Below are 15,399 nucleotides of genomic sequence, written 5' to 3' on the forward strand. Positions count from 1 at the left end.
CGGGCGCGGCGGTATCGTGGCGATCGTGGATCGTGGTGTCGCCGAGGTTGGCTTGTCCGATGCGGGCCGGGTGCGGGAATGGCTCGCCGAAGCCGGACGGAATCCGGCGGGCCTGCCGGACGCGGGATACCTCGCGCTGCTGCATGCGGACGGCGACGAACTGGAGCAGCTGTGCGGGCTGGCCGACGCGCTGCGGCAACGGGCCGTCGGTGATGCGCTGACCTACGTCGTGAACCGGAATCTGGATACCGCCGTGGTCTCCGGCACCGCGAACCGGGAGCGACTGCGCGCGCTGGTGACCGAAGCACACGCACTGGGCGCGACCGAGATCTGCATGCAGGGCCCGCTGCCCGCCGACAGCGACGACGAGTATCCGGCCCTGATCTCCGCCATCACCGAGACCGCGCCCCTGCACCTGCACGCCTTTCGCCCGGAGGAACTGATCGACGCGGCCGCGCGCAGCGCCCTGCCGCTGGACGAATTCCTGATGCGGGCCAAGGAGTCCGGGCTCGGATCGGTGCCCGGCACCGGCGCGCGCATCCTCGACGACGAGGTGCGCGCACGGTTGAAGGGCAGCCCCGACCTACCCGTACAGCGCTGGGTGGAGGTGATCGAGACCGCGCACCGCGCCGGCCTGACCTCCACCTCGACCATGGTCTACGGGCATCTCGAGACCCCCGCGCAGCAGGTGGCCCACCTGCGCCTGCTCGCCGATATCCAGGACCGCACCGGCGGCTTCACCGAATTCATCGCCATGCCCATGGTTCCGGTGACGACGGCGTCGGACTTCCTCGATCCCGCTGTGCCCGAAGCACTCCGGCGGCAGACGCGGGCCGTGCACGCCGTCGCGCGGCTGCTCCTGCACGGGCGCATCGACAATATTCAGGCCGCGTGGCCTCGGCTGGGGCTCGCGCTGGCGGTCACGCTGCTGCGCGGCGGCGCGAACGATCTGGGCGGTCTGCTGCTCGACGGCCGGCTTGCGCCGGAGTCCGGTCCCGAGGCCGGGTTGAGTCTCACCGTCGCCGAGGTGGCCGGGACCGCGGCCGGACTGGGCCGCTCCCTGCGTCAGCGGACCACCAGGTACGGCGATGCCTGAGGCCACGAATCCGACCGCCGCCGACGGACATTCGAGCCCCGAGCACGTGGACGTCCTGATCGTCGGCGCCGGTTTCGCCGGTATCGGCATGGGCATCCAGCTGGCCCGCCGCGGCCGGGACTCCTTCGTCATCATCGAGCAGGCCGACGATGTGGGCGGCACCTGGCGCGACAATCGATATCCGGGCGTGGCCTGCGATATCCCGGCCCACCTGTATTCCTTTTCGTTCCGGCCGAATCCACGCTGGTCGCGGGTGTTCGCCGAGGGCGCGGAGATCCACGCCTACCTGCGGTCATGCGTCCAGCAGGAGGAGCTGGAACCGTATCTGCGCCTGAATTGCGCGCTGGAACAGGCGAAGTGGGTCGAAGCCGAGGCGCGCTGGTTCATCCGGACCTCCCGCGGCGACTTCACGGCCGCCACGCTGATCATCGCCACCGGCCGGCTGACCGAACCCAAGATCCCACCGGTCGCGAATCTGGCGAATTTCGGTGGCCGCCACTGGCATTCGGCGCGCTGGAATCCGAAGGTGTCCCTGGTCGGCAAGCGGGTCGGCCTGGTGGGCACCGGCGCGTCCGCGGTCCAGATCCTGCCGCGGCTCGCGGGCGAGGCCAGCGAGGTCGTGGTCTTCCAGCGTTCGGCCCCCTATGTCCTGCCGCGCGGGGACCGCTTCTACACCCCCGACGAGCTGTCGAGTTTCGCCGCCGATCCGCGGACCATCACCGAGCTGCGCGACGAACTCTTCGCCGAGGCGGAGCTCAGTATCGCGGCCCGGCGACGCCGCCACCCGGAGATCGATCTGCTGCATCAGCGCGCCGCCGACCATCTGGCGGCCCAGGTCCGCGATCCTCGGCTCCGGCAGCAGCTCACCCCGGACTACGAAATCGGCTGCAAGCGAATCCTTTTCTCCGACGACTACTACGCGGCCCTGCAGCTGGACACCGTGCGTCTGGAGCCGACCGAGCTGACCCGCATCGACGACGGGCTTGCCATCGCCGCGAGCGGGCACACGCACGACCTCGAGATCCTGGTCTTCGCCACCGGTTTCAATGCCACCCGGCCCTCGATCGCCAAGCACATCCGGGGCCGCACGTCGCTGCTGTCCGAGCGCTGGAGCAACGGGATGGTCGCGCACGCCTCGACCACGGTGGACGGCTTCCCCAATATGTATGTGCTGGACGGCCCGAACGCGGCGCTCGGCCACAACTCGGCGATCTACGTGATCGAGACCCAGATCGATTACGTGCTCAGCGCGCTGGACCATCTCGCCTCCAGCGCGGACACCGTCCTGGAGGTCACCGCCGAGGCGGTCCGCTCGTCCATGCGCGACATCGAGGAACGCGCCCGCGACACGGTGTGGACGCAGGGCCGCTGCACGAGCTGGTACCGCGACGAACAGACCGGTCGCGTCACTCTGCTCTGGCCGGACTCCGCGGTCTCGTTCCGCCAGAGCAACGGCGCCTTCGACATCTCCGCCTACCGGTGAACCCGGCCGCTCAGGATCGGGCGGCCGTCTGACGGCGGGAAGGGCCCGCCGCTAGAACAGTGACTGCGCATCCGCGGCGAGCAGGAAGCCGTGGTCGCCGACCGTGCAGCGCACCCCCGACGTCATGGATTCGCAGATGACGCCGCGCACGCCGATGGTCTGGCCGTACTCCAGCACCTTGCCGCCGCCCTCGGTCGAGCCGTCGAGCGGCGGGCCGACGAACACGCCCTGGTTGAGGCAGCTGAATTGCGGTGTGGCGCCCCGGATCTCGGCGGCCACCGAGTGTGCCGGATTATTGGCGCAGTCGAGGCCCGCGGGGATGACGGTGGCCTTGCGCAGCTGGCAGCCGGCGGTGTGGAGGTTGTCCACGTAGATGCCGCACATGATGTTCTTGCTCGGCGACTGGAAGTAGTAGTGGCCCTGCTCCATGAAGTCGCGGGCGTCGACGTTCACGTCGTCGCGATTGGGGAGCGTCGTCGCCTGGGCCGGGGCGCTCCCGGGCGCCGAGTTCGGGGCCGTCACGGCGGTGGTCGTGACCTGGGCGGGCTGGGTGGTGCCCGGGGCGCTCGCGGGCGTCCCGTCGGGGGAACAGGCGGCCAGGCCGCCGACGAGCAGAACGGCGGCGGCCGCGGTGAGGAACGCTCTCATGACCACTTCGCTTTCGATCGCAGGGACGAGCTTGGCGCCACGGGTAGTTCGACACGCCCACAGGAACATTCGCGACCCACGAGGTGATCGTTAGTCAACGCAATGGCCCCAGATGAACGGGCTTGACGGCACCCATCGTGCCCGATATCCGTGATCGCTCCGGCACCGGGATGAACACTCGGCGGCTCGAGCATTTCCACAGCGTTTCCCGCGAGACCGGACCCGTCGGTCGGCCTAGGCTGAGGGTATGACGCCGCTGCAGCGCTATATCGCAGAGGAAATCGCCACCGACCACGCCGAAGGGCTGCTCAGCCGCCGGGAAGCGCTGCGGCGGCTGGGACTACTCGGAATGGGGACGCCGGCGGCCGTGGCGCTGCTGGCCGCCTGCGCCGATTCCGGGAAGCAGTCCTCCCCCACGACTGCCGCCCCGGCCTCGTCCACGACCGCCTCGGCCGCACCGCCCGGCACCGAGACCGCCTTGCAGCCGAGCGCCATCACCTTCGCCGGACCCGAGGGCCGCACCCTCCAGGCCGCGTGGGCGGAGGCGTCCCAGCCCAGGGGCGGCGTGCTCGTCATCCACGAGAACCGCGGCCTGACCGACCACATCCGTTCGGTGACAGGCCGATTCGCGGGCGTCGGGTATTCGGCGCTGGCGGTGGACCTGCTCTCCGAGGAGGGCGGCACCGCCACCTTCACCGATCAGGCGGCCGCCACCGCCGCGCTCGGCAAGATCCCGCAGGACCGCTTCGTCGCCGATCTGCGCGCGGGCCTCACCGAACTGCAGCGCCGGGTGCCCGGAAAGAAGCTGGGCGCCACCGGCTTCTGCTTCGGCGGCGGCCTGACCTGGCTGCTGCTCACCTCGGGCACCCCCGAGCTCGCCGCGGCCACCCCCTTCTACGGCCCGTTCCCCGACGGCGGCGAGGTCACCGGTTCCAAGGCCGCGGTGCTGGCCGTCTACGGCGCCCTGGACAGCCGGGTCGACGCCTCCCGCCCGGCCGCCGAAGCCGCCCTCGACAAGGCGGGGCTCCCGCACGAGAGCTTCGTCGCCGAGAATGCCGACCACGCCTTCTTCAACGACGCCGGCCCCCGCTACCAGCCCACCGCCGCCGCCGAAGCCTGGCGGCGGGTGCTCGATTGGTACGGCCGCTATCTGGCCTGACACCGCCGCGGGCCGGATGGTTGCATGGGCACGTGGAATTGCGTCAGTTGCGGTATTTCGTCACCGTCGCCGAGGAGTTGCACTTCGGCCGGGCCGCGGAGCGATTGCACATCGCGCAACCCGCGGTGAGCCAGCAGGTGCGCCGCTTGGAGCGGGATCTGGGCGTGGAGCTGCTGGACCGGTCACCGCGGCGGGTGCGGCTGACCGAGGCCGGTTCACGGTTCCTGCCCGCGGCGCGGAGTGTGCTGGCCGCGGCCGATCAGGCCCGGGCCAGCGTGGCCGGCCTGGCCGCCGGCCGGGCGGAGGTGTTCCGGCTGGGCACGGTGACCGGACTGGGCGAACGCCTCGACGCGGTCCTGGACGCCTTCGCCGGACAGGCGCCACGGGTGCAGGTCGAACTGGTGGCGCTGCCGGTGCGGGATCGGCTGGCCCGGGTCGCGGACGGCGGCCTGGACGCCGCGTTCGTGCGCGCGCCGGAACCCGGTGAAAGCCCGGAACTCGACTTCCTGCCCGCCTGGGACGACCCGCTGGTGGTGGCGCTGCCCGCCAAACACACACTGGCGAAACAGGATTCGATCCGGCTGGCCGATCTCGCCACGGTGCCGCTGCGGCTGACCGAGCGGCGCAACCACCCGGCGCTGGTGGATCTGGTGCTGACCGCCTGTGTGCGTGCCGGATTCGAGCCGATGCCCGCGCCCACCTCCACCACCCTGCAGGACACGCTGGCGGCCATCGGCGCGGGCTCGCCCATGTGGACGGTGGTCTACGAGTCGAATGCCCGGCAGGTGCACAACTCGCGGGTGGCCTTCCGCCCCTTCGCCGATGCGGGCATGAGCCTGCCCATCGCGCTGGCGGTACGGGCGGACGCGGCGTCGCCGAATCTGCGGCTGCTGGGCGCGCTGCTCGCGGGCGCCTGAGCCGAAACGGCGATAAGAATCGCTTATCGCTGCGCGAACGACCTGCGCATTGGTCGGGCGCCGGTTTACCGGTGAACTGTTCACAGGCCGCCGAACGGATCGGAGATCGGAATCAGGAGTTCCGAAATGGCCGGTATCCCAGCAGTTTTCGCGAAGGAGAACAGTCATGCCCATCGTCACCGTGCAGCAGGGTCCGCGTACCGTCGAGCTGAAGCGGGACCTGGTCCGCCGCATCACCGATGCCTTCGTGGACGCCTACCAGATTCCGGCCGAGGCCGTGCAGGTGTGGATCCACGAGACCCCCGCCGACAGCTGGGGCACCGCCGGTCGCCTGACCGCGGACGGCAAGTAGCCGGTATGCCGGCGGGTCGCCGGGCGGCCGGAATCGGCCGTGGCAGCGCCGAAACCGACTGCGGCACACCCGAACCGACCCGCCGGTACCGTTAGATGTCGGACCCGTGACAACCTGGCATCGACTATGCATGTTCCCAGGTAGACCCCCATTTTAGTGATACAACGGCAGCATGACGGAGGATGTCGGCACCGTACCCGTACCGACCGCGGCGGGACTTTCGGTGGAATTCTGGGGCTATTGCATGTGGGGCCTCGCGGGACTCGCGATCGCCACCTCGGAGCTGGCGTCGGTCTTCGGACTGGCGAGCTGGCCGACCATCTCGAACACCATCGGGCATCTGGAGACCGAGCACTCGTTCGTGCGGCTCATCGTCGTCTCGGTGATCGTGCTGCTGGCGTATTACGCTGTCCCGCAACTGGCCATCCCGCCCGAACCCGCGCCGCAGACGGTCGCCGGGCGCACCCTCACCGTGAACGGCCGTGTCACCAAGCCGGATTCGCTGATCACCCTGCTGGGCGCGGGATACCTGCTGGCCGCGTTGGGTACCTTCATCTTCGGCGTCCTGTTCGCCGCCACCGATCGCGGCATGCACCCGCAGTCGTATCTGGGCGCGTACGTGCTCTACGGACTGATCGCCCTGATGTGGGTGATCGTGCCGAGCATCCTGGCCATGTTCTTCAGCCGGGATGTCCCCTTCCCCACCCTGTTTCGCACCATCGGCTACCTGGAGCGCCGCGCCCACCCGGTCGCTGCGATCCTGCTGGCGGCCCTGGTGGTGCTGCTCATCCACCTGGCCTTCTACCCCTGGCCTCGGGTACAGAGTTGAGCGGCGGCAGCACGGAATCCGCTGCGCCCGAATTATTTACGACCGCGTAGCAGCAGGAACGCGGCGTAGGCCGCGCCGGAGATGCCCACCACCACGACCACGCCGATGGTTGTCAGGATTGCGTCCACCCTTGTGATTCTAGGCTTTTCGGGGGTTCCCTGAGGTGTGGACAGCGAGTGACGCTGCCGCGGAAGGTGAATCGTCAGCGTGTCGGCCACGGCGGCGTGGCGACCATCCGAGACCCGATCCAGCGATCGTGCCCGGCTCCCGCTCCGGCCGGCCCGGCTCTCGCGCTGATCGCGCTCGCGGATCCGGCGTGCCGCGCATGCCCTATCTGTGAAAGAAGCGTATGCAGGAGTTATGGGTCGCCATCCGCAGCGGACACCGCTCTACGGGGCGCTGATGCTGATCGGGGTCATGCTCACCGGACTGTGGGTCCGGGACTGGCCCTGGCTGTGGCTACGGGCGGCCGGGTTCGTCGCGCTCTTCGTGATCGCGTTCGCCGGGTTTCTCATGACCTTCCGCGACCTGTCATGAGCAGGCTGGAACTTTCTCCGGGCAATTCGCCCGGATCGGACGTGTCACAAATATTGCATACATAGCGATTCATGCATATGGTGTTCGTCGGGCACTACCGAAGGAGGGTTATGGGCGGGCACGAGCATTCCCACGGACACGATCACGCCGGACATTCGCACGGCGCGACCGCCGACAGCGACAAGCGCTGGCTGGCCGGCGCCCTCGCGGTCATCGTGGTGTTCCTGCTCGGCGAGGTCGTGGTCGGCCTGATCGCCGGGTCGCTGGCGCTGCTCTCCGACGCCGCGCACATGCTCACCGACGCGGCCTCGATCGTGCTCGCACTGTGGGCCATCCGGCTGGCGGCCCGGCCCGCCGAGGGCCGCATGACCTTCGGCTGGAAACGCGCCGAGATCCTCTCCGCCCAGGCCAACGGCCTGACGCTGCTGGGCCTGGCGGCCTGGCTGACCTACGAGGCGATCCACCGCCTCATCGATCCGCCCGACGTGGCCGGTGGCCTGGTGCTGGTCACCGCCCTGGTGGGCATCGTGGTGAACGTGCTGGCCAGCTGGATGATCAGCCGCGCCAACCGGACCAGTCTCAATGTCGAGGGCGCCTACCAGCACATCCTCAACGACCTGTTCGCCTTCATCGCCACCGCGGTCGCCGGTCTGATCATCATGCTCACCGGCTTCGACCGCGCCGACGGCATCGCCACCCTGATCGTGGTGGTCCTCATGGTGAAGGCCGGCCTCGGCCTGGTCCGGGCCTCCGGCCGCATCTTCCTCGAGGCCGCGCCCGCCTACCTCGACCCGGTCGAGATCGGCCGGGAGATGGCCGAAGTCGACTGCGTCATCGAGGTGCACGACCTGCACGTCTGGGAGATCACCTCCGGCACCCCGTCGCTGTCGGCGCACATCCTGGTCGCGCCCGGCACGGACAGCCAGGCGGTGCGCGCGGCCGTCGCCGGCATGCTGGCCGACAAGCACCACATCGACCACAGCGTGCTCCAGGTCGACTACACCGACCATGAGGAATGCCCCGACACCGAGCACGACCACATCCCGCACTGCCAGGACGCGCACGGCCCGGTGCACCGCAAATCCATTGCCACGAACTGAGATCCGGCCGCTCGGTCAGGAAGGAACGGGATGCAGCCCGGCGAGCCGGGCCAGCGCCGCCGCGGCCGGTGACCCGGGTGCCGCGGTGTACACGACCAGCAGCTGATCGGGGTCGCCCGGCAGCGTGAGGGTTTCGTAGCCGAGGTCGAGCCGGCCCACCTCCGCGTGCTGAATCAGCTTGACCCCGCGCGTCTTCTCCTTGATCGGATGCGCGGCCCACAGCCGCCGGAAGACCGCGCTGCGGGCGGACAGCTCCTCGACCAGCGCGGCCGTCCGCGGGTCATCGGGGTGCAGTCCCGTATCGCGGCGCAGGAATGCGACGGTCTCACCCGCCACCTCCTCCCAGTCCGGGTAGAAGCCCGGCGCGGCCGGATCGAGGAACAGGTAGCGCGCCTGGTTCCGCTCCGCGGCCGGGCTGCGGGAGAATCCGGATACCAAGTCGCCCAGGGCATTCCAGGCCAGTACGTCCATCAGCCGGCCCAGTACGAAGGCGGGCGCGGTGAGAGCGTCGAGCACCAGCCGCACACCGGGATGGACAGTGTCGCGGTAGACGCCGGCCACGGTGGTCGGATGCGCGTCGACCGTGCCGCCCGGCCGGGCCAGCGCGTACAGGTGCAGTCGTTCCTGATCATCGAGCCGCAACGCGCGGGCGACCGCGTCCAGCACCGCGTCCGAAACATGTTTGCCGCGGCCCTGTTCCAGGCGGATGTAGTAGTCGACGCTCACCCCGGCCAATTGCGCCACCTCCTCGCGGCGCAGGCCGGGGACCCGGCGGCGGCCGTAGTCGCGCAGCCCCGCGTCCGCGGGCTGGATGCGGGAGCGGCGCGAGCGCAGGAAGTCGCCGAGATCGTTCTGCATGGGGTCCAGCGTACGAACCCGTCCTGGTACGGCAGACCCAGGAAAACCGCAACCCGCGTTGCCATCCGCGCCGCGCTCGCACGCTCGCAGCAGGACGCACCGGGACTCGGAGTGCTCGCCAGGTCCAGGGCTTCAGCACCAGTCCACGGAGGCACGCGATGCGGTGCTCGGCTTCTACCGCGGCTGCTTGCCACGTATCCGATCGGCCGAGCGCGAAACCGACCCATCGGAGCTCCTGGATATCGGCAAGTATCGGATAACCCGGCCACCGGGTCATGTCGTAGCCACCGTAGGCGTCGACAACCCGTTTCATATCCATGCTCAGATTCCACGTGTCAAGGTTCCCCAGGGCCATCGCTGAGATAGGGCATCCGGTAGCGGGCGTCGTGTACACCCGGTGCCGTCGCGGTCGTGCAGCGGTCTGTTCCGGGGGTACGGTCAGAGCATGTCCGGGCAGCACGGCGGCTCGTTCGGGACCTATCGTCTCGAACGCTTGCTGGGAAGTGGCGGCATGGGCGAGGTATGGCTGGCGCGCGACCGTACCGGCAGCACCGTCGCCGTGAAGGTGTTGTCTGCCGCGAACTCGGCAGATCAGGGCTATCGGCGCCGCTTCGAGCGAGAGGCTCGGCTGGGGGCCCAGCTGCACCACCCGCATATCGTGCCCATTCGCGCCTTCGGTGAAATCGACGGGCACCTGTTCCTGGAGATGGCCTACATCGAAGGCATCGACCTGGCCGCGCGCCTGCGGTCGGGCACCATGGCTCCGGCTCGGGCTGTGGAGGTCATCGCCCAGGCGGCCGAGGCGCTGGATGCCGCACACGCGGCGGGACTTATCCATCGGGATGTCAAGCCGGGCAATATCCTCGAGCACACCACAGGTTTCGTGTACCTGATCGACTTCGGTATCGCCCGCGCCGCCGACAGCACCGCACTCACAGCCACCGGTCTGGTCGTGGGCACGCTGGAATATATGGCACCGGAGCGGTTCACCGGCACGCTCGACGCGCGCTCCGATATCTATTCGCTGGCCTGTGTACTCTACGAAACCCTCACCCGGCATCCGCCCTTCAGCGGCAACCCGGCACAGCAGATGCACGCGCATTTGATGTCCGAACCACCGCGCGCCTCGCAGGCTGCCCCTGCTGTCCCGACCGCGCTCGACGATGTCATCGCCCGCGGCATGGCCAAGAACCCGGACAATCGCTACGCGAGCGCGGGAGAATTCGCCGCTGCCGCGCGAGCCGCCCTGAACCTGCCTGCACCGGCGCGACCGCCCCCACCGATCCTGGACTCGGCAGCCCCCGGCCCCAGCCCGCCGACCCGCGTCACAACTGCCACCGGCCCGGCGGCGACTCGCCACGAGTCCCGCGCATCCTCACCGGCCCCTGCCGCACATTCCGATCAACGACGAAATCCTTTGGGACTCAGATGGATATCGGCGGCGGCCGGGATTGCACTCATCGCTGCGGTGATTCTGTGGCTGTCGACCAGCGGCCTCGATACCGGGTCGGGCCCAGGTGCGGTCATCCCGGCGCAGCCCTCTGCCTCGGCGACAACAGCGTCCGGTCCGCTGCCGTCCACGATCGGCGGTCAGCCCGCAGACCCGGCGCACACGGTGTACGACGGCGGTTTCGCCTTCACCGTGAGCGATGTGGCTTCCGGAGTGCTTATCACCGCCCCGGCGAACGCAAACCGCTCCTACACCATCGTGACACTGACGGTCACGAACATATCCGGACGTCAGCAACTGTTCACCGTCGCCGCTCAGCGCCTGATCACCGTCGACGGCCGCTCGGTAGCCCCCGATGCAACCGCCACAGCGAGGCTTCACCCGTACAACGGCGAGTTCCACCAGCTCGCTCCCGGCACCACTACCACGATTCCTCTGGCCTTCGAACTTCCCGACAAAGTAGGCAACAAGAATGACGATCCGGGCAGAAAGAACGGCGATAGGAAAGAAGCCACCCCGAGCCATCTGATCCTGCACGGCGAGCCATCATCACCCGGCGTGACAGTGCCGATCCGCTAGCCGACGCAGCTCGTAAGCACGGCCCGATCCAGCGTTTCCGAGTGTTGCGAACTGATCCAATTCTGCTGGCGTGTAAGGTCTTTCGCTGCTCGAGACCGTCCCGGTCCGGCATAGAACCAATGGCGAAGGTCGGGTTCACCCGTCTCGGCGCAAGTCCAAGGAGTGCGTAACCGATATGTCACCCCGGCCAGCTGCGCCACCTCCTCGCGGCGCAGGCCGGGTACCCGGCAGCGGCCGTAGTCGCGCAGCCCCGCGTCCACGGGCTGGATGCGGGAGCGGCGCGAGCGCAGGAAATCGCCGAGATCGTTGTGCCTGGGACCCATGCGTACGAACGCATCCTGGTACCGGCAGACCCAGGAAAACCGCAACCCTCGTTGCCGGCGGCCCGCGCTCGCAGGATGAACGCACACGCGGAAAGCGAAGGAGCATTCGAGATGAGCTACGAGAATCTGGCCGGGCGCACCGCCGTCATCGCCGGAGCCGCCAGCGGCATGGGCGAGGCCACCGCACTCCTGTTGGCCCGCAATGGGGCCCGGGTGGCGTTGCTGGCCCGGCGCGCGGACCGGCTGGGCACCCTGGCCGCCAAGATCGAGGCCGAGGGCGGGACCGCGCTGGCGGTGCCGGTGGACGTCACCGACTCGGCGAGCGTGACCGCCGCGGCGGATGCGGTGCGCGCCGCGTTGGGCCCGGTCGACCTGGTGGTGAACTCGGCGGGCGTCATGCTGCCCAACCCGATCACCGACGGCCGCGAGGACGAGTGGACCCGCATGCTGGAGACCAATGTGGCCGGGCGGCTGCGCATGATCCGCTCCTTCCTGCCGGACCTGCTGGCCGCCGCCGACGCAGGCCGCACCGCCGATCTGGTGAACATCTCCTCCATCGGCGCGCACGTGGCCTTCCCCGGTTATGCGGTGTACGGGGCCACCCAGGCGGCCATCACCCAGCTGTCGGCGGCGCTGCGCACCGAGCTCGGCGCGCGCAAGGTGCGCGTCACCAATATCGAGCCCGGCCTCACCGACACCGAACTGGGCAGCCACATCGACAATGCCGAGCTCAGCGGCCAGCTGGACGGCATGTTCGAGGTCATGGAGTCGCTGCGCGCGGACGACGTCGCCGACCTGATCGCCTACACCACCAGCCGCCCGGCGCACGTGAACCTGCGCCAGGTGGTCGTGCCGCCGACCCGCCAGGTCTGAGCGGGCCGGTTGCCGCCCGGCGAAATCGGCTGGGCGGCAACAACTTCCGTCAGGACAGCGCGCCCGTCATGTTCAGCACGGTGGCGGTGCCGTAGCCGACCAGCTGCCCGATCGGCAGCGCCCCGAGCCGGCCGTGATGGTCCAGTTCACCGTCGCCGCGCCAGCAGCCCAGCTCCCCGGTCCGGTACATCCGGTCGCCGGGTCCCCCGTACGGGTCGGCGATCAACCGCGTCCCCGTGAGCCCCGGGCGGTGATGGTAGCCGCGCGCCAATCCCGCACCGGCGACATAGATTTCGCCGACCACACCCGGCGGCAGCGGATTCATGAACTCGTCGAGCACATAGCAGCGGGCCCCGACCACCGGCCCGCCGATGGACACCGCCGCATGCGGCGCGACCGGGCTCAGCGGGCGGCTCACGGTGGCGGACAGGCCCGCCTCCGCCCAGCCGTAACCGCTCACGAACGACCTTCCGGCCGACCAGATTCCGGTCAGCTTGGCCGGGCAGGGCGCACCCGCGGTGGCGAGCAGGCGCAGCTGCGGCAGCGGTTCCGCGCCGGGCAGGGTGGACAGGACGTGCGGGGTCAGCACGGCGTGCGTGACCCGGGCGTCCAGCATGAGCTCGTACAGGTCCGCGCCCGCGTAGGGTCCGGGCGGGGCGAGCACCAGGGTGGCCCCGGATGCCAAGGCCAGCAACAGTTCCCACACCGCGGCGTCGCGGCCCGGCGCGGCGGCGGCCAGCACCCGCGCGTCCGGATCGGAATCACAGCGTTGCGCCTGGGTCACCACCAGATGGGCGAGCCCGGCGTGGGTGACGGTCGCGCCACGCACGATGCCGCTCGACTCCTGCGGGTAGACCACATAGGCCGGATGCTGCAGCCGCAGTGGCCGCACGCGCTCGGCGTCGGTGATCGGCGCCGGCCCCGCCTCGCCGGGCGCGGCGCCGCCGCTCGCGCCCGGCCGGTCCGACGGCCCGATCGGGTCGATGAACAGCCAGGGTCCGGCGACCGAGCCGGGCACCAGGTCCCGCCGGTGCGCGAACGTAATCCCTGCGGCCGCAGCGGAATCCGTGATGATCGGCGCGATTCTGGTGATCGGCGCGTCGGGGTCGACCGCCAGGAAGGCGGCCCCGGCGTGCGCCACCGCGCACACCGCCACCACCCATTCCGGCGAACGCGGCAGCGCCACCGCCACCACGTCCTCGGGGCCGAGACCCGCCTCGATCAGGCTGCGCGCCAAGGCGTTCGACTGCTCGGCGAGCTCGCGGTAGGTGAGGGTGACCGATCCGGAGACCACGGCCGCGGCCTCCGGATCGTAGGCGGCGGCCCGGGTGAGCAGCTGGGGTAGCGTCAGCGCGACGGCCGTACTGGTGTCGTTCCACCGCCGTAGCTGCCGTGGCCAGTCGTAGGGCGAGTCAGTGGAGTCACTGGCCAACGTTGTTGCGGTATCGCAAACATCCGGAGAATCGGCGAGCATTGTCCCTCCCGAAGTCGAGACCTGCGGATTGCGCCGGAGCGCGGCGGTTTCGTGCTCCGAATGCGGACAGTACCGTACCGGAGCAGCAAGTTTGACGCTATTCGACTCGCGCCGTACATGGACGAATGATCAGGCGGGTGTGATAGACAGATTTCGCAGCCTGCGACGAAAGGACGGCATGGACCAGCCCGCGGACGGAAAACCCACGGCCCGCGTGGAATTCGAGACCATGCTGCTCGGCCGGTACACCATCGCCGCCCGCTACCGCCGTGACGGCAGCCGCCTGGACCGCAGCGCCTACGTGCTGCTCAGCCGCCTCAGCGTCGAGGGACCCATGTCCATCGGCGAGCTCACCGAGGCCTTCGGCCTCGATACCTCGACGGTCAACCGCCAGACCGCCGCCCTGCTGCGCGGCGGACTCGTCGACCGCATCCCCGACCCCGTCGGCGGCATCGCGCGGAAGTTCCGCATCACCGACGCGGGCGAGCAGGCCTTGGAGGCCGAGCGCCAGGCCAATACCGGCGGCCTCGACCGGGTCATGGTGGACTGGTCCCCCGACGAGGTGGCCGCCTTCGCGAGCTACCTCGAACGCTTCAACACCGATATCGAACGCCTCGACGGCCGACCCTGGCCGCGCCCCTGACCGAGCGCACACCGACCCCGATCACGCGGTCCGCACCACGACCCGCCCCAGATTGCGGCGGGTCTCGACGAGCGCCAGCGCGGCCTGCATGTCGTCGAGCGGCAGCACGGTGTGACGCGGGCGAATTCGCCCGCACGCCAGCAGGTTCCACAGCTCCGCTCGCCAGGCTTCCAGCAGGTCGGCCCGGGTCCGGCTGAGCAGGCCCATCGAGAAGCCGCTGACGGTCTTCAGCTCACCGAGCAAACTGCCCGCGTCGATGGCGCCGCCGAAGGCGCTGAAGGCGATCAGGCGTCCCCGCGGGCCGAGAATGTCCACGCAGCGCTGAGCCAGCCCGCCACCGACGCCGTCGAGGACGATGTCCACGCGTTCGGTCCAGGCGTCCGCGTAGGTGACGACCTCGTCCGCGCCGCAGCAACGCAGGAATTCGGCCTTTTCCGCGCTGCCGGCGGCCGCGATCACCCGGGTCGCCCCCAGGGTTCGTGCCAGCTGCACCGCCAGGTGCCCGACCCCGCTCGCCGCACCCGTGACCATGACCGACTCCCCCGCGACGAACCGCGCGGTCCGCAGCAGGCCCAGCGCGATGAGGCCACCGCGGACCAGGGCCAGCGCGTCGGCAGCCGCCACGTCGGCGGGAATCTCGGCCATCAATTGGGGTGCGGCTAGGACATATTCGGCGTAAGCGCCCTCGAAGACAACGCCGCCGACCCGCTTGCCCACCCATCCGGCGAGGTCCGCTCCGGCCGCCACCACGGTGCCGACGATCTCACCGCCGTCGGGGCCGTTGTCCCGCTGCAGCATCCGCACCAGCCCGAGGTGGACGCCCGCCAGCTCGGCGCGCACCAGCAGCTGCCCCGGGCCGGGCACGAGTTCGGGGGCGGCCACGAGGACGGGACTGCGGCCGGCGAACTGAATCTTGCGCATTGGCAATGCCTTTCGGTGAGCCCCGGCGTGTGCCGCCACATTCTTATGCTTGACCAAAATTTATTGTGGAAGACTTTATATGTCAAACCTAAAATTACTGCCGGGTGATCTTCCCCTGATCAGCGCGCAAAAAAGCGCGGCGGCCGTCCGAAGACGG

15 protein-coding genes are annotated in these 15,399 nt (G+C 69.6%); 11 read left to right on the top strand and 4 right to left on the bottom strand.

Features of this window, described 5'->3' with window-relative positions:
- Positions 1-25 precede the first annotated feature (25 nt).
- Together ON33_RS27145 and ON33_RS27150 are read left to right on the top strand one after the other, a co-directional pair.
- Positions 26-1,096 carry an FO synthase gene (locus tag ON33_RS27145; RefSeq protein WP_218001521.1) on the top strand — a complete coding sequence of 357 codons (1,071 nt, stop codon included), beginning with the start codon at positions 26-28 and terminating at the stop codon, positions 1,094-1,096.
- Entirely contained in the window at positions 1,089-2,579 is a 1,491-nt protein-coding gene (locus ON33_RS27150) for a flavin-containing monooxygenase (RefSeq protein WP_051152881.1), read from the top strand. The genes ON33_RS27145 and ON33_RS27150 overlap by 8 nt, the downstream gene beginning before the upstream one ends.
- Before the next feature lie 51 nt (positions 2,580-2,630).
- Here the strand turns inward: ON33_RS27150 and ON33_RS27155 are convergent, their stop codons facing one another.
- A complete protein-coding gene (locus ON33_RS27155) occupies positions 2,631-3,227 on the bottom strand; it encodes a hypothetical protein (protein ID WP_245550739.1) in 597 nt (198 codons plus the stop codon).
- A gap of 247 nt (positions 3,228-3,474) precedes the next feature.
- Between ON33_RS27155 and ON33_RS27160 the strand changes: the two genes are divergently transcribed.
- From ON33_RS27160 to ON33_RS27180, 6 genes are all read left to right on the top strand, one after another.
- The gene (locus tag ON33_RS27160; protein WP_040861941.1) at positions 3,475-4,386 is read left to right on the top strand and encodes a dienelactone hydrolase family protein; all 912 of its coding nucleotides are present in this window, start codon (positions 3,475-3,477) and stop codon (positions 4,384-4,386) included.
- 32 nt (positions 4,387-4,418) lie between these two features.
- Positions 4,419-5,303 carry a LysR family transcriptional regulator gene (locus ON33_RS27165; protein WP_040861942.1) on the top strand — a complete coding sequence of 295 codons (885 nt, stop codon included), beginning with the start codon at positions 4,419-4,421 and terminating at the stop codon, positions 5,301-5,303.
- Between the two features lie 49 nt (positions 5,304-5,352).
- Positions 5,353-5,655 (top strand): 4-oxalocrotonate tautomerase DmpI, encoded by a 303-nt coding sequence (gene dmpI, locus ON33_RS44705; protein ID WP_505792359.1) that lies wholly within the window; start codon positions 5,353-5,355, stop codon positions 5,653-5,655.
- A gap of 172 nt (positions 5,656-5,827) precedes the next feature.
- Entirely contained in the window at positions 5,828-6,484 is a 657-nt protein-coding gene (locus ON33_RS27175; protein ID WP_040861943.1) for a hypothetical protein, read from the top strand.
- Between the two features lie 360 nt (positions 6,485-6,844).
- Entirely contained in the window at positions 6,845-7,021 is a 177-nt protein-coding gene (locus ON33_RS41695; RefSeq protein WP_157184754.1) for a hypothetical protein, read from the top strand.
- Between the two features lie 110 nt (positions 7,022-7,131).
- Entirely contained in the window at positions 7,132-8,121 is a 990-nt protein-coding gene (locus ON33_RS27180; RefSeq protein WP_040861944.1) for a cation diffusion facilitator family transporter, read from the top strand.
- A 15-nt stretch (positions 8,122-8,136) separates the two neighbouring features.
- Here the strand turns inward: ON33_RS27180 and ON33_RS27185 are convergent, their stop codons facing one another.
- On the bottom strand, positions 8,137-8,979 hold the full coding sequence (locus ON33_RS27185) for a helix-turn-helix transcriptional regulator (protein ID WP_040861945.1): 843 nt from the start codon (positions 8,977-8,979) through the stop codon (positions 8,137-8,139).
- Between the two features lie 445 nt (positions 8,980-9,424).
- On the opposite strand from ON33_RS27185, the gene ON33_RS27190 reads away from it, so the two are divergent.
- Together ON33_RS27190 and ON33_RS27195 are read left to right on the top strand one after the other, a co-directional pair.
- Positions 9,425-11,008 (top strand): serine/threonine-protein kinase, encoded by a 1,584-nt coding sequence (locus ON33_RS27190; protein WP_051152883.1) that lies wholly within the window; start codon positions 9,425-9,427, stop codon positions 11,006-11,008.
- A gap of 434 nt (positions 11,009-11,442) precedes the next feature.
- Positions 11,443-12,204, top strand: a complete 762-nt coding sequence (locus ON33_RS27195; protein ID WP_040861946.1) for an SDR family oxidoreductase — start codon at positions 11,443-11,445, stop codon at positions 12,202-12,204.
- A 49-nt stretch (positions 12,205-12,253) separates the two neighbouring features.
- On the opposite strand, the gene ON33_RS27200 is transcribed toward ON33_RS27195, so the two are convergent.
- A complete protein-coding gene (locus ON33_RS27200; protein ID WP_040861947.1) occupies positions 12,254-13,636 on the bottom strand; it encodes an AMP-binding protein in 1,383 nt (460 codons plus the stop codon).
- 220 nt (positions 13,637-13,856) lie between these two features.
- Between ON33_RS27200 and ON33_RS27205 the strand changes: the two genes are divergently transcribed.
- Complete coding sequence (locus ON33_RS27205) at positions 13,857-14,321, top strand: MarR family winged helix-turn-helix transcriptional regulator (RefSeq protein WP_040861948.1); 465 nt, start codon at positions 13,857-13,859, stop codon at positions 14,319-14,321.
- A gap of 21 nt (positions 14,322-14,342) precedes the next feature.
- Here ON33_RS27205 and ON33_RS27210 read toward each other — a convergent pair whose 3' ends face one another.
- The gene (locus ON33_RS27210; RefSeq protein WP_040861949.1) at positions 14,343-15,242 is read right to left on the bottom strand and encodes a quinone oxidoreductase family protein; all 900 of its coding nucleotides are present in this window, start codon (positions 15,240-15,242) and stop codon (positions 14,343-14,345) included.
- Positions 15,243-15,399: the final 157 nt, after the last annotated feature.

The sequence above is a fragment of the Nocardia niigatensis NBRC 100131 genome (assembly GCF_000308655.1).
Classification (GTDB): domain Bacteria; phylum Actinomycetota; class Actinomycetes; order Mycobacteriales; family Mycobacteriaceae; genus Nocardia; species Nocardia niigatensis.

Excerpts from the sequence above, each read along its gene's own strand:
- ON33_RS27180 (WP_040861944.1), top strand. The coding sequence starts at position 7,132 with ATGGGCGGGCACGAGCATTCCCACGGACACGATCACGCCGGACATTCG.
- ON33_RS41695 (WP_157184754.1), top strand. The coding sequence starts at position 6,845 with ATGGGTCGCCATCCGCAGCGGACACCGCTCTACGGGGCGCTGATGCTG.
- ON33_RS27190 (WP_051152883.1), top strand. The coding sequence starts at position 9,425 with ATGTCCGGGCAGCACGGCGGCTCGTTCGGGACCTATCGTCTCGAACGC.
- ON33_RS27150 (WP_051152881.1), top strand. The coding sequence starts at position 1,089 with ATGCCTGAGGCCACGAATCCGACCGCCGCCGACGGACATTCGAGCCCC.
- ON33_RS27195 (WP_040861946.1), top strand. The coding sequence starts at position 11,443 with ATGAGCTACGAGAATCTGGCCGGGCGCACCGCCGTCATCGCCGGAGCC.
- ON33_RS27205 (WP_040861948.1), top strand. The coding sequence starts at position 13,857 with ATGGACCAGCCCGCGGACGGAAAACCCACGGCCCGCGTGGAATTCGAG.
- ON33_RS27160 (WP_040861941.1), top strand. The coding sequence starts at position 3,475 with ATGACGCCGCTGCAGCGCTATATCGCAGAGGAAATCGCCACCGACCAC.
- ON33_RS27175 (WP_040861943.1), top strand. The coding sequence starts at position 5,828 with ATGACGGAGGATGTCGGCACCGTACCCGTACCGACCGCGGCGGGACTT.
- ON33_RS27155 (WP_245550739.1), bottom strand. The coding sequence starts at position 3,227 with ATGAGAGCGTTCCTCACCGCGGCCGCCGCCGTTCTGCTCGTCGGCGGC.
- ON33_RS27210 (WP_040861949.1), bottom strand. The coding sequence starts at position 15,242 with ATGCGCAAGATTCAGTTCGCCGGCCGCAGTCCCGTCCTCGTGGCCGCC.
- ON33_RS27185 (WP_040861945.1), bottom strand. The coding sequence starts at position 8,979 with ATGCAGAACGATCTCGGCGACTTCCTGCGCTCGCGCCGCTCCCGCATC.